This is a genomic window from Streptomyces sp. NPDC005878, from assembly GCF_040629815.1.
Classification (GTDB): Bacteria; Actinomycetota; Actinomycetes; order Streptomycetales; family Streptomycetaceae; genus Streptomyces.
This window is the reverse complement of the sequence record NZ_JBEXWK010000027.1, coordinates 81,460-94,884: the sequence shown is the minus strand read 5'-3', so window position 1 is coordinate 94,884 and position 13,425 is coordinate 81,460. Positions and strand designations below refer to the sequence as shown.

The window sequence follows — 13,425 nt, the reverse complement described above, 5'->3', positions numbered from 1 at the left end:
CGGTTGTGGAGGGTTGCTCGCGCCGTTCCCCGCGCCCCTTCAGGGGGCGGTCGTCGTCTGCCGGTTGTGAAGGGTTGCTCGCGCCGTTCCCCGCGCCCCCAACCCCGCTTTCGACCGCGGACCGTGGGTGGCTGGTCGCGCAGGCCCCTTCAGGGCCCGGGCGTCGTCTGCGGGTTGTTGGGGTGGGGGGTGTTCAGTTCTGTGTGCAGGCGGGTTCTCATCGTGAGTGCCCAGGTGTAGTCGGGGTCCAGCTCCAGCGCGCGGTCGTAGTCCGCCAGTGCCTCCTCGTGGCGGCCCAGCGCCTCCAGGGACAGGGCGCGGCTGCCCAGTGCCCACGCGTACGTCCCGTCCAGCGCGAGGGCGCGGCCGTACTCCGCCACCGCCTCCTCGTGGCGGCCCGCCGAGCGCAGCACGTCGCCGCGCTCGCCGACCACCCACGCCGGCTCCGCCGACAGCCGTTCGGCGCGCTCCAGGTCGGCGAGCGCGCCCTGCGGGTCCGCGAGGTCGCGCCGCACCTGGGCCCGGCGCACCAGCGCCCACACGTAGTCCCGGTTCAGCTCCAGGGCCCGGTCCAGGTCCGCCAGGGCCTCCTCCACCCGGCCCGTCTGGTGGCGGATCCGGCCGCGGCTGGCCGGGGCCCAGGCGTCGCCCGGGTCGAGCAGGATCGCACGGTCGAGATCGGCCAGCGCCTCCTCGAAGCGCCCCAGCCGCCGGTACATGTCGCCCCGGTAGCCGATGTAGTACGCGTCGTCCGGCGCCAGTTCGCACGCCCGGTCCAGGTCGGGCAGCGCCACCGCCGGGCCGTCCAGGGCGCACCGCGCCACGGCCCGCCCGTAGTACGCCCGGGCCCGCCCCGGGTCGAGCGCGATCGCCCGGTCCAGTTCGGTCAGTGCCTGGTCGTGGGCGCCGGTGTGGCGCAGTTCCCTGGCCCGTACGACATGGGCGGCCGCGCGGCCCTGCGCGTCGAGGCCGCCCCGGGACAGCAGCAGCGCCAGCACCCCGGCCACGCCCGCCGGTTCGCCGCCGAGCGCCGCCAGGCAGTCCGCGCCCCACTGCCGCAGCGTCCCGTCGTCGGCGTCCTCGCCCGCCTCGGCGAGCGTGGTGGCCCAGCGGCGGGCGACGGCGGGCCCGGCGTCGCACGCGTCCACACCGTCGCGCAGCATCCGGGCGAGCGCGGCCCCCGGCCGGGCGCACAGCAGGTGGTACGCCTCCTCCAGGCGCAGCTCCCGCCACCGCTCCCCGCTCCAGGGCCGCCGGGCGGGGACGGGTCCGGCGGCCTCGCGGCGCGCCCCGAGCGCCTCGGCGAGCCGCAGGTGGCCGGCGCTCCAGCGGCCCGGCGAGCCGGTGCGCTGGACGCCGAGCATGGCGGTGCGCACCACCCGGTGGTACTGGGCGCGCCCGCCGTGGTCGCTGACGAACGGCAGGGACCGCAGCCATCCGTACAGGCCCGCCGCGTCCTCCTCGACCGCCGCCCGGAACACGTCCTCGTCGATGTGCCGGGGCAGCGCGCAGGCGAGCGCTGCGGCCCGCCGCACCGGGTCGCCCTCCCACTTCAGGAAGCGGTCCACGGCGGTGGCGCCGGGGGCGCGCGCGTCGCCGGGGTTCTGGGCGAGCGTGGAGACCAGGACCGGCAGCCGGCCCGACAGCCGCAGCACGTCGCGGACGACGTCCTCGTCCACCACGCCCTTGGCGGCGAGCAGTTGGCGTGCCTCGGTCTCGGTGAACAGGTCGAGCGGCAGCTCGGCCACCAGGTCCGCGCTGTCCGCCCAGCAGCCGGGGTCGAGCCGGCGCTGGCCCGCGAGGACCACCACGACCCGGGCGGGCAGCGCCCCGTAGCGCTCGGTGGTGATCAGGTCGCGCAGCCAGGTGTCGAGGAAGGGCGAGGTGCGCTCGTAGGTGTCGAAGAAGAGCACCGTCCACGGCGCCTCCCCGGCGAGCCGCGCCAGCTCCGCCACGAACACCGGGGTGAGGACCCGCACCGGGTCCAGGACCAGCTGGACGTCCTCCTGCTTGCCGAACCGGGCGCTCAGCGCCGCCCGCGCCCGGTCCGCGCCCTGGGCGAGCCGCTGGGCGTCCACCCCGCCCGCGAGCACGCCCACGCCCGGCACCAGGCCGAGGCCCGCCAGGGACGCCTGGGCGAGCACCGAGGAGCCGGGCGAGGGCGCGGCGGGACCGGGGCCGGCGGGGGCGGCGGACTCCGCCTCGTACCGCATCCGGCGGTAGGTGGCGAGGAGCCGCTCCAGGGACTTGAACGGGTGCCCCTGGCGGGCGAAGTGGGCGCAGAGCGCGGTGAGCGTCTCGGGAACGCTGTTGGCGTCCTCGTCGGCGCAGGCGGTCACCGCGCCGCGTTCGCGCGCGGTGTGTTCCAGCTCGCGCACCAGGGAGGTCTTGCCGACCCCGGCGGCGCCGTGGACGTGGAAGACGAACCGGTGCCGCTCGTCTTCGACGGGGATGTCGAAGTTCTGCCGGAACAGCGCGAGTTCGCCGCGCCGCCCCACGAACCCCGCCCGTCTGCGCCGCCGGATGAGCTCCTGCATCGACGCGCCGCCCGCTGCCATGGGACCAGTATGCGACGCCCCTCCGACAGCGGGCCCCCGGCCGGTCCCTCAGCCCCTCAGCCCCTCAGTCCCCCAGCACCGGCAGCAGCTCCGGCAGGTGCCCGTCGGAGGCGAGCGCCGCCTCCCGCCGCTCGGGCGGCACCTCGCCGTAGAGCGTGGTGCGGGGCCTGGCCGGGCGGCCCGCGGCCCGCGCGATGGCCTCCAGGTCCTTGATGGAGCGGTACGAGCCGTAACTCGACCCGGCCATCCGGGAGATGGTCTCCTCCATCAGGGTGCCGCCCAGGTCGTTGGCGCCCGAGCGCAGCATCTCGGCGGCGCCCTCGGTGCCCAGCTTCACCCAGCTGGTCTGGATGTTCGGGATGTGCGGGTGCAGCAGGAGGCGGGCCATCGCCACCACCGCGCGGTTGTCGCGGGTGGTCGGGCCGGGGCGGGCGATCCCGGCCAGGTAGACGGGCGCGTTGGTGTGGATGAAGGGCAGGGTCACGAACTCGGTGAAGCCGCCGGTCTCCTGCTGGATGCGGGAGAGCGTACGGAAGTGGCCGAGCCAGTGGCGGGGCTGGTCCACGTGCCCGTACATCATCGTGGAGGAGGATCGGATGCCCAGCTCGTGGGCGGTCTTCACGACCTCGATCCAGGTGGCGGTGGGCAGCTTGCCCTTGGTGAGGATCCAGCGGACCTCGTCGTCGAGGATCTCGGCGGCCGTGCCGGGGATCGAGTCGAGGCCCGCCTCCCGGGCGGCGGTCAGCCACTCCCGGATGGACAGGCCGGTGCGGGTGGCGCCGTTGACGACCTCCATCGGCGAGAAGGCGTGCACGTGCATGCCCGGCACGCGCTCCTTCACCGCGCGCGCGATGTCGAAGTACGCCGTGCCCGGCAGGTCCGGGTGGATGCCGCCCTGCATGCACACCTCCACCGCGCCCACCTCCCACGCCTGTTCGGCCCGGTCGGCCACCTGCGACAGGGACAGGGTGTAGGCGTCGGCGTCGGTGCGGCGCTGGGCGAAGGCGCAGAAGCGGCAGCCGGTGTAGCAGACGTTGGTGAAGTTGATGTTCCGCGTGACGATGTACGTGACGTCGTCGCCCACCACGTCCCGGCGCAGCTCGTCCGCGATCCGGCAGAGCGCGTCCAGGGCGGGGCCGTCCGCGTGCAGCAGCGCCAGCGCCTCGTCGTCGGTCAGCTTCGTCGGGTCGTCGGCGGCGGTGGCGAGCGCGGCCCGTACGTCGGTGTCGATGCGGGAGGGCGCCATGCCGGGAACGGCCGCCTCCCGCAGCGCCTCCCAGTCGCCGTACACCTCGTCGAAGTCGTCGCGCCGGTCGGCGGTGCGGCCCTCGGTGTCGATGGTGCGGTGCAGATCGGTGCGGCCGGTGGCGGCGAAGGCCTCCTCGGGCTCCTGCCACGGGTGGCCCTCGACCACCGCGTCCGGCCGGGCCAGGCCCGTCTGCGGATCCGCGAGCGCCCGTACGTGCGGCAGCAGCCGGGGGTCCAGCCAGGGCTCGCCGCGCAGCACGAACTCGGGGTACACGCACAGGCGTTCGCGCAGCTCGAAGCCGGCGGCGGCGGACTCCGCGGCGAGCAGCTCGATCTTCGGCCAGGGCCGCTCGGGGTTCACATGGTCGATGGTGAGCGGCGAGACCCCGCCCCAGTCGTCGATGCCCGCCCCGATGAGCCGTCCGTACTCGCTGTCCACCAGGTTCGGCGGCGCCTGGAGGCAGCCGGAGGGGCCCATGATGTGCCGGGCCACCGCGACCGTGGCGACCAGCTCGTCCAGCTCCGCGTCCGGCATGCCGCGCATCGCGGTGTCCGGCTTGGCGCGGAAGTTCTGGATGATCAGTTCCTGGACGCCGTGGTAGGCGCGGGCCACGCGGCGCAGCGCGAACAGCGAGTCGGCGCGCTCCTCGTACGTCTCGCCGATCCCGATGAGCAGCCCGCTGGTGAAGGGGACGGAGGAGCGGCCGGCGTCCTCCAGGACCCGCAGCCGTACGGCGGGCTCCTTGTCGGGCGAGCCGAAGTGCGGGCCGCCCGGCTCCGACCACAGCCGGGTCGCCGTCGTCTCCAGCATCATGCCCATGCTCGGGGCGACCGGCTTGAGGCGCTGGAAGTCGGTCCACGACAGCACCCCCGGGTTGAGGTGCGGCAGCAGACCGGTCTCCTCCAGGATGCGGACGGAGATGGCCCGCACATAGGCGATGGTGTCGTCGTAGCCGTGCGCGTCCAGCCACTCGCGCGCCTCGGGCCAGCGGTCCTCCGGTTTGTCGCCGAGGGTGATCAGCGCTTCCTTGCAGCCGAGCGCGGCGCCCCGGCGGGCGATGTCGAGGACCTCGTCGGGGGACATGAACATCCCGTGCCCGGCCCGGCGCAGCTTGCCGGGGACGGTGACGAAGGTGCAGTAGTGGCACTTGTCCCGGCACAGCCGGGTGAGCGGCAGGAAGACGCTCTTGGAGTACGTGATGACGCCCGGGCGGCCCGCCGCCTCCAGGCCCGCGTCGCGTACCCGGGCGGCGGAGGCGGCGAGGTCCACCAGGTCCTCGCCGCGCGCCTGGAGCAGGACGGCCGCCTCGGCGGTGTCCAGCGCGACCCCGTCCCGGGCGCGTTTCAGGGCGCGCCGCATCGCGTTGGCGGTGGGTGCGGGGGCCTGCGGTTGCTGCGCGCTGGAGGTCATCCCCCGAGCATACGAGCGGGACCCTCCGGGGCAGGCCCGGTCCTCGCCCGGAGCGGGCGGCTCAGACGGCCGCCGTCAGGAACGGCTCGAAGTCGTCCAGGGTCTTCAGGACCGTCGCCTCGTCCGCCGACGGGAGCTGGAGGACGACCTCCTCGACGCCGAGCCGCTGGTAGTGGGCGAGCTTGCCCGGGTCGGGCAGGACCGCGTACGGGACGACGTGGAGGTCGGCCGGGGCGCGGCCCGCCTCCTCCCAGACGCGCCGCAGCAGCGGCAGCGAGTCGGTCAGCCCGCCCCCGCCGATCGGCAGCCAGCCGTCGGCGTACTCGGCGATGTGCGCGAACAGCTTCGGCCCCGCCGCGCCGCCGACCAGGACGCGCGGCGCCCCGTTCCGCACCGGCTTGGGGTGGGCCTCGCTGGCGCGCAGCGAGCCGAAGCGGCCCTCGTACGCGGTGGGCTTCTCCGCCCACAGCGCCCGCATCAGCGCCATGCGGTCGCGCACCAGCTCGCGGCGCGTGGACCACTCCACGCCGTGGTCGGCGGCCTCCTCGCGGTTCCAGCCGTAGCCGACGCCCAGGGTGAAGCGGCCGCCGGAGAGGTGGTCCAGGGTCGCGGCCTGCTTGGCCAGGTCGATCGGGTCGTGCTGGGCGACCAGCGTGATGCCGGTACCGAGGCCCAGCGCGGGGGCGACGGCGCTCATCTGCGCCAGGGCGATGAAGGGGTCCAGGGTGCGGCTGTACTGGCGGGGCAGCTCGCCGCCCGGCGGGTACGGCGAGAGGCGCTCGACGGGGATGTGCGTGTGCTCCGGCAGATACACCCCGGAGAATCCGCGCTCCGCCAGCTCGCGGGCGAGCCGGACGGGGGTGATCGTCTCGTCGGTGAGGAAGATCGTGGTGGCGATACGCATCCCCACTTCCTATCCCCGCGCCCCTCCGGGTGCAAGGGATACGCCCCGGCCACCACCGCCGCGGACCGGCCACGCGGGCGCCACGGACCGGCCACCGCCCAACCGCCGCCCCTTGCCCCGGGGTTCACCGGCGCGTACGACTGTGGGCAGCGACGGACACGTACCGACAGGCCCCCTTCCACCCCCGCTGGGAGTACCCGCCATGACCGGATCCGAGGACAGAGCCCAGGACACCGCGCGCGACACGACCCTGGGTCGGCGCGGACTGTTCGTGACGGGCGCGGCAGCCGCGCTGACGCTGGGAACCGTGAGCTTCGCGAACGCGGCACCCGGCGGCGGTGGCGGTACCGGCGGCGACGGCTCCCGGGAGACGACCCGGGTCGTCACCGGCACCCTGCCGCCCGGCTCGCCCGACTTCGTGTACCTGCCGGTGGAGATCCCGCGCGGGGTGCGCGAGCTGGCCGTGGCGTACACGTACGAGAAGGCGGCCGTCCCGGCGGGCACGCCCAACAACGCCCTGGACATCGGCGTCTTCGACGAGCGGGGCACCGCGCTGGGCGGCCGGGGCTTCCGGGGCTGGTCGGGCGGGGCCCGCACCGAGTTCTTCATCCGGGCGGACGCGGCGACCCCCGGCTACATCCCGGGCCCGGTGCGCGCCGGGACCTGGCACATCGCGCTCGGCCCCTACACCGTCGCGCCGCAGGGGCTGCCGTACACGGTGACGATCACCCTGAAGTACGGCGAGCGGGGCCGCACGCCCCGGCCCGTGTACCCGCCGTCCCGGGCCAAGGGGCGCGGCCGGGCCTGGTACCGGGGCGACTGCCATCTGCACTCCTGGTACTCCGACGGCAGGCGCACCCCCGCCGAGATCGCGGCGCTCGCACGGGCGGCGGGCCTGGACTTCATCAACACCTCCGACCACAACACGCACGCCTCGCACCCCGCGTGGGAGGGGCTGTGGGGCGACGACCTGCTGATCCTCACCGGCGAGGAGATCACCACCCGCAACGGCCACGTGCTGGCGCTCGGCGTCGACCCGGGCACCTTCGTCGACTGGCGCTACCGCGCCCGCGACAACCGCTTCGGCCACTTCGCCCGGGAGATCCGGCGCGCCGGGGGCCTGGTCGTCCCGGCGCATCCGCACGGCACGTGCGTCGGCTGCAACTGGAAGTTCGGGTTCGCCGAGGCGGACGCGGTGGAGGTGTGGAACGGGCCGTACACCCCCGACGACGAGGTCTCGCTCCAGGAGTGGGACGGCACGCTGGCGGTGGCGGCCCGCTCGGGCGGGCGCTGGACCCCGGCGATGGGCAACAGCGACGCCCACCGGGACCCCGACCGGATCGGCGGCCCCCAGACGGTGGTCCTCGCCGACGACCTGTCCCGGGAGGCCGTCCTGGCGGGTCTGCGGGCGGGCCGTTCGTACGTGGCGGAGTCCTCGGCGGTCTCGCTGGCCTTCGGGGTGACGGGCGGGCGGGGCGAGCACGCGGGCATCGGGGGCCGGCTGCGGGTGCCCGCGGACGCGCCGGTCACGGTACGGCTGGACGTCACGGGCGCACCCGGCTGCACGGCGTCGTTCGTGACGGACCAGGGGACGGTGTTCAGTGCGGGGGTGGGGGGGTCCGGGGCGGGGGGTGTGGAGTGGGGGACGACGGGTTCGTACGCGAGTTACGTACGGGCGGAGGTCCGCCACCCACCGGTGGTGCCGGGGATGCCCGGACCGTTGGCGGCGTTCACGAATCCGGTGTTCCTGGGGGAATGATTCCGGCCAGGGGTTCGCGTGCGGGCCGGTGGTGGCTTGCCCGCGCAGTTCCCCGCGCCCCTTAAGGGCCCGATTTCACCTGCGGGCGGGTGGGGCCGGTTGCTCGCGCAGTTCCCCGCGCCCCTCTAGGGCCCGATTTCGTCTGCGGGCCGGTGGGGGCTTGCCCGCGCAGTTCCCCGCGCCCCTCAAAGGCCCGATTTCACCTGCGGGCCGGTGGCCGGTTGCTCGCGCAGTTCCCCGCGCCCCTCTAGGGCCCGATTTCGTCTGCGGGCCGGTGGGGGCTTGTCGCGCAGTTCCCCGCGCCCCTAGGTAAGTCCCCCGCACCCGGAAAAACCCAGCTCAGCCCCGTGCCTCCAGGGGCGCGGGGAACTGCGCGAGCAACCCACCACAACCCGCAGACAAACGAGGGTTTCCAGGGGCGCGGGGAACTGCGCGACCAGCCCACCACAACCCGCAGACGAACCCCCGGCTCAGAAGGGGCGCGGGGAACTGCGCGGGCGGACCCCGCCGGCCCGCAGACGAATCCCCGGCCCAGGAGGGGCGTGGGGGAGCCGGCGCCGGGTCGCAGGCGGGGCCCCGGCCCCTTCAGCCCCCGCCCCGCAGGGACTTACCCCGGCCAGACGATCGCCTGGAGCTCGCTGTACGCCTGCAAGGCGTACGACCCCACATCCCTCCCCACCCCGCTCCTCTTGAACCCCCCGAACGGCGCCTCCATGTTCCGCCCCACCGTGTTCACCCCCACCCCTCCCGCCCGCAGCCGGCGCGCCACGCGGAAGGCGCGGGCCACGTCGCCCGACCAGACGTAGTCGATCAGGCCGTAGTCGCTGTCGTTGGCCAGCGCGACGGCCTCCTCCTCGTCGTCGAACGGCACCACCGCCACCACCGGCCCGAAGATCTCCTCGCGGACGACGCGCATGTCGTTGGTGCAGTCGGCGAGGAGGGTCGGCGCCACATAGAACCCGCGCCCCAGCGGCGGCCGTTCACCCCCGGCCACCACCCGCGCCCCCTCCTTCCGCCCCAGCTCCACATACGCCTCCACCCGCTCCCGGTGCGCCGCCGAGATCACCGGCCCGACCACCGTCCCGGGTGCGGAGGGGTCACCCACCGGCAAGTGGCTGGCGTACAGGGCCAGTTGCCGCACCAAGTCGTCGTGCACCGACCGGTGCACCAGCACCCGCGTCGGCGCCGTGCAGATCTGGCCGCTGTAGAACGAGAACGTCGTGCCGATCCCCCGCACCGCCGACTCCAGGTCCGCGTCCTCGAAGACCAGCGCCGCGCCCTTGCCGCCGAGCTCCATCAGCTGGCGTTTCATCCCCCGGCCGCACACCTCCGCGATGCGCTGCCCGACCGCCGTGGAGCCGGTGAAGCTGACCATGTCGACGTCCGGGGAGTCCACGGCCGCCTCCCCCACGGCCGGGGCGGAACCGGTGACGACGTTCACCACGCCCGGCGGCACCCCCGCCTCCGCGAGCGCCTCGGCCATGCGGAAGACGGAGAGGGGGTCCTGCGGGGCGGGTTTCACCACCACCGTGTTGCCCAGGGCGAGCGCGGGCGCGATCTTGCCCGCCGGGTTGGCCCAGGGGTTGTTGTACGAGGTGACGCAGGTGACCACGCCCACCGGCTGCCGTACCGCGACCGCCCCGAAGACGCCCGCCTTCCCCATCGGCCCGGCCTCGTTGATCTGCGGCGGTACGGCGCTCTCGACCGGTTCCAGGGCGCCCCTGGCGTACCGCCGGAAGCGGGCCGCGCCCACCGCGACCTGCATCCCGCGCGCGGTGGCGGTGGTGGCGCCGCTCTCGGCGCGGGCGAGTTCGGCGTACGGGGTGAACTCGCGCTGGATGACGTCGGCCGCCCGGTCGAGGATCGCGGCCCGCTGTTCGGGGGTGGTGCGGGACCAGCCGTCGAAGGCCGCGCGGGCCGCCGCGGCCGCCTCGTACACCTGGGCGCGGCTCGCCTCGGGGGCCAGGCCCACCACTTCCTCGGTGGCGGGGTCGACGATCTCGTACCGTCCGCCGTCCGGCTCGACCCACTCGCCCCCGAGGAACAGCTTCGGCTCGTACACGCTCACTTGACCGACACCGTCCTCGTGTCGCGGCCGGAGCGCAGGACCGTCCCCGGCACGGCGCCGGTCACCACGTCGTCGCGGATCGTCTCGACGCCGTTGACGCGGACCGAGACGACCCCGATCGCCTTGGAGTCCAGGCGGGGGCTGCGGCCGGGCAGGTCGTGGACGAGGGTGGCGGGGCCGGCCGCGACGCGTTCGGGGTCGAAGAGGACGAGGTCGGCGTGGTAGCCCTCCTCGATCCGTCCGCGCCCGCGCAGCCCGAACAGCCGGGCGGGGTCGTCGCTGAGCATCTTCACCGCCTGCTCCAGCGGTACGAGGCCGCGTCCGCGCAGACAGTCCCCGAGGAAACGGGTGGTGTACGGGGCGCCGCACATCCGGTCGAGGTGGGCGCCCGCGTCGGAGCCGCCGAGCAGGACGTCCTCGTGCTGCCAGGTCTCCTGGCGCAGCGCCCAGCTGGCCGGGTCGTTGTCGGTGGGCATCGGCCACAGCACGGTCCGCAGCCGGTCGTGGGCGCAGATCTCGACCAGGCAGTGGAAGGGGTCCTGGCCGCGTTCGGCGGCGATGTCGCGCACCACGCGGCCGGTGAGCGAGGCGTTGGCCTCGGAGTAGGTGTCGCCGATGACGTACCGGCCGAAGTCGGCCAGGCGCCGGAAGACCCCGGCCTCCTTGCTCTGGGCGCGGCGCAGCATCTCGGCGCGTACGGCCGGGTCGCGCAGCTTCGCGATCCGCTCGGGGACGGGGAGGTTCAGGATCTCCCCCCACCCCGGGATGAGGTTGAGGGCGCAGAAGGTGCCGAGCGACATGTTCATCGGGGTGAGGATCGGCATGGTCAGCGCGACGATCCGGCCGCCCGCGCGGCGGGCCCGCTCACTGGCGGCGAGCTGGCGCGGGACGCGTTCGGGGACGGCCGCGTCGATGGTGAGCACGTTCCAGTTGAGGGGACGCCCGGCGGCGGCCGACATCTCCACCAGGAGGTCGATCTCCTCGTCCGAGAACTGGTCGAGGCACCCCGCCACGATCGCCTCGATCTGGGTGCCCTCGTGCTGCCCGACCGCCCGTGACAGGGCGAGGAGTTCGGCGGGGCGGGCGTGCCGGGAGGCGACGGGGCGGCCGTCGCCGTCGGAGTGGGTGGACGACTGGGTGGTGGACAGCCCCCAGGCGCCGGCGTCCATGGCGTCGTGGAGGAGGCGCAGCATCGCGTCGAGCTGGGCGGGCGTGGGGTCGCCGCCCACGGCGTCGGGGCCCATGACGTAGCGGCGGAGCGCGCAGTGGCCGACCATGAACCCGGCGTTGACGGCGATCCGCCCTTCGAGGGCGTCCAGGTACTCCCCGAACGTCGACCAGCTCCAGTCGACCCCGTCCTCCAATGCCTTGAGCGCCATGCCCTCCACCCGGGCCATCATCCGCCGGGTGTAGTCGGCGTCCTCGGGGCGGCCGGGGTGGAGGGGGGCCAGGGTGAAGCCGCAGTTGCCGCCGGCGACGGTGGTGACGCCGTGGTTCATGGACGGGGTGGCGTACGGGTCCCAGAAGAGCTGGGCGTCGTAGTGGGTGTGGGGGTCGACGAAGCCGGGGGCGAGGACGAGGCCGTCGGCGTCCTCGCTGGTGCGGGCGGTGTGGGGGGCGAGGGTGCCGGGTTCGGCTATCGCCTGGATGCGGCCTGCTCGGATGCCGATGTCTGCGGGGTAGGCGGGGGTGCCGGTGCCGTCGGCGACGGTGGCGCGGCGGATCAGGTGGTCGAGCATGTCCCTCTCCCTCACGTGGGTGTCCCGGCCGGGGCCGTTCGGCGGGCCGCCGCCGTTCTGGCCTCCGGCCGGGGGTACGGGGCGGCGTTCCGGGAGGGCGCCGTCCCGCGCTTGTCGGAGCCCCCACCCCGCCCCTTCCCTAAACCCTCCGGGGGCAGGGGATTCCGTCTACGGGCGCGGCGGGGGCTGACCGCGCAGTTCCCCGCGCCCCCGAAAGGCCCGTTTTCGCCTGCGGGCGGGTGGCCGGTTGCTCGCGCAGTTCCCCGCGCCCCTTAAGGGCCTGACTTCACCTGCGGGCCGGTGGGGGCTGGTCGCGCAGTTCCCCGCGCCCCTCAAAGGCCCGACTTCACCTGCGGGCCGGTGGGGGCTGGTCGCGCAGTTCCCCGCGCCCCTAGGTAAGTCCCCCGCACCCGGAAAACCCAGCTCAGCCCCATGCCTCCAGGGGCGCGGGGAACTGCGCGAGCAACCCACCACAACCCGCAGACGAACGCGGGGTTTCAGGGGCGCCGGGAACTGCGCGAGCAACCCACCGCACACCCCCGCAGCCGCCCGCCGGGCGTGACCCGAGGGAGGGGTTCGGGGCGGAGTCCCGAGTCAGACTCCCGCCGACCCGCGGAATCGGGTCGTCCTGTGCACCGGATCCGTATCGATCTTAGGAATCACATGCTCCCCGATCAGCCGGATCGTGTTCATCGTGTCCTCGTACGGCACCCCGATGGGCAGCCCGAACGACAACTGGTCCGCCCCCGCCTGCTCCCACCGCTTGCACTGCCGCGTCACCTCCTCCGGATCACCGCAGATCATCAGCTCCTCCGCGATGAGGAGTTCGATGATCTCGGTGGTGTACTCGGGCAGCAGCTCGGGCCACTCCGGCACGCCCTCCGGGCGCGGGAAGGTGTCGTGGTAGCGGAAGACCAGGGACTGGAGGCGGTTCAGGCCGCCCGCCGCCGCGATGGCCACCGCCTTGTCGTGCGTCTCCGCGCAGATCGCCGTGGACGTCACCATCACGTTGTCGTTGACGAAGTCGGAGATCGGCTCGGCCTCCCGGATGGCGGTCTTGTACTGCTCCAGGACCCACTCCATGTCCGAGACCTTCTGGACGGAGAAGCCGAGGACGCCGAGGCCCTTCCTGGCTGCCATGGCGTACGACGACGGGGACCCGGCCGCGTACCACATCGCGGGGTGCGACTTCCCGTACGGCTTGGGGAAGATCTTGCGCGGCGGCAGCGACCAGTGCTTGCCCTGGAACCCCACGTACTCGTCCTGGAGCCACATCTTGGGGAACTCCGCGATGGTCTCCTCCCAGATCTCCTTGGTGTGGTTCATGTCGGTGACCCCCGGCATGAACCCCAGGATCTCGTGGGAGCCGGCGCCCCGCCCGGAGCCGAACTCGAAGCGGCCCTCGCTGAGGTGGTCCAGCATCGCGACCTTCTCCGCGACCTTGACCGGGTGGTTCACCGCCGCCAGCGGGTTGAAGATGCCCGAGCCGAGGTGGATGCGCTCGGTGGCGTGGGCGAGGTATCCGAGGAAGACCTCGTTGGCGGACAGGTGCGAGTACTCCTCCAGGAAGTGGTGCTCGGAGGCCCAGGCGTACTTGAAGCCGGACTTGTCGGCCTGGATGACGTACTCGGTCTCCTCCATCAGCGCCTTGTGCTCGGCCTGGGGGTCGACCGACGAGCGTGCCACGGGCACGTAACCCTGTACGAACAGCCCGAATTCCAAGGCGGTTCACCGTCCC

At 74.0% G+C, this 13,425-nt stretch carries 7 protein-coding genes; 1 reads left to right on the top strand and 6 read right to left on the bottom strand.

Annotated elements, in window-relative coordinates:
* Window positions 1-149: 149 nt before the first annotated feature.
* The 3 genes from ABZ404_RS30395 to ABZ404_RS30385 form a co-directional block, all read right to left on the bottom strand.
* Window positions 150-2,558 (bottom strand): tetratricopeptide repeat protein, encoded by a 2,409-nt coding sequence (locus ABZ404_RS30395; RefSeq protein WP_358991082.1) that lies wholly within the window; start codon window positions 2,556-2,558, stop codon window positions 150-152.
* 64 nt (window positions 2,559-2,622) lie between these two features.
* Window positions 2,623-5,217, bottom strand: coding sequence for a bifunctional FO biosynthesis protein CofGH (locus ABZ404_RS30390; RefSeq protein ID WP_358835529.1), 2,595 nt, complete (start codon window positions 5,215-5,217; stop codon window positions 2,623-2,625).
* Between the two features lie 61 nt (window positions 5,218-5,278).
* Window positions 5,279-6,121, bottom strand: coding sequence for a TIGR03619 family F420-dependent LLM class oxidoreductase (locus tag ABZ404_RS30385; protein WP_358835530.1), 843 nt, complete (start codon window positions 6,119-6,121; stop codon window positions 5,279-5,281).
* Between the two features lie 202 nt (window positions 6,122-6,323).
* On the opposite strand from ABZ404_RS30385, the gene ABZ404_RS30380 reads away from it, so the two are divergent.
* Complete coding sequence (locus tag ABZ404_RS30380) at window positions 6,324-7,880, top strand: CehA/McbA family metallohydrolase (protein ID WP_358835531.1); 1,557 nt, start codon at window positions 6,324-6,326, stop codon at window positions 7,878-7,880.
* A gap of 607 nt (window positions 7,881-8,487) precedes the next feature.
* Here the strand turns inward: ABZ404_RS30380 and ABZ404_RS30375 are convergent.
* The 3 genes from ABZ404_RS30375 to ABZ404_RS30365 form a co-directional block, all read right to left on the bottom strand.
* Window positions 8,488-9,948: an aldehyde dehydrogenase family protein gene (locus ABZ404_RS30375; protein ID WP_358835532.1), complete on the bottom strand. Its 1,461-nt coding sequence runs from the start codon at window positions 9,946-9,948 to the stop codon at window positions 8,488-8,490.
* Window positions 9,945-11,687: a D-aminoacylase gene (locus tag ABZ404_RS30370; protein ID WP_358835533.1), complete on the bottom strand. Its 1,743-nt coding sequence runs from the start codon at window positions 11,685-11,687 to the stop codon at window positions 9,945-9,947. Before ABZ404_RS30370 ends, ABZ404_RS30375 begins: the two co-directional genes overlap by 4 nt.
* A 594-nt stretch (window positions 11,688-12,281) precedes the next feature.
* Window positions 12,282-13,409: an LLM class flavin-dependent oxidoreductase gene (locus tag ABZ404_RS30365; protein ID WP_358835534.1), complete on the bottom strand. Its 1,128-nt coding sequence runs from the start codon at window positions 13,407-13,409 to the stop codon at window positions 12,282-12,284.
* Window positions 13,410-13,425 lie beyond the last annotated feature (16 nt).

Excerpts from the sequence above, each read along its gene's own strand:
- ABZ404_RS30385 (WP_358835530.1), bottom strand. The coding sequence starts at position 6,121 with ATGCGTATCGCCACCACGATCTTCCTCACCGACGAGACGATCACCCCC.
- ABZ404_RS30395 (WP_358991082.1), bottom strand. The coding sequence starts at position 2,558 with ATGGCAGCGGGCGGCGCGTCGATGCAGGAGCTCATCCGGCGGCGCAGA.
- ABZ404_RS30370 (WP_358835533.1), bottom strand. The coding sequence starts at position 11,687 with ATGCTCGACCACCTGATCCGCCGCGCCACCGTCGCCGACGGCACCGGC.
- ABZ404_RS30390 (WP_358835529.1), bottom strand. The coding sequence starts at position 5,217 with ATGACCTCCAGCGCGCAGCAACCGCAGGCCCCCGCACCCACCGCCAAC.
- ABZ404_RS30380 (WP_358835531.1), top strand. The coding sequence starts at position 6,324 with ATGACCGGATCCGAGGACAGAGCCCAGGACACCGCGCGCGACACGACC.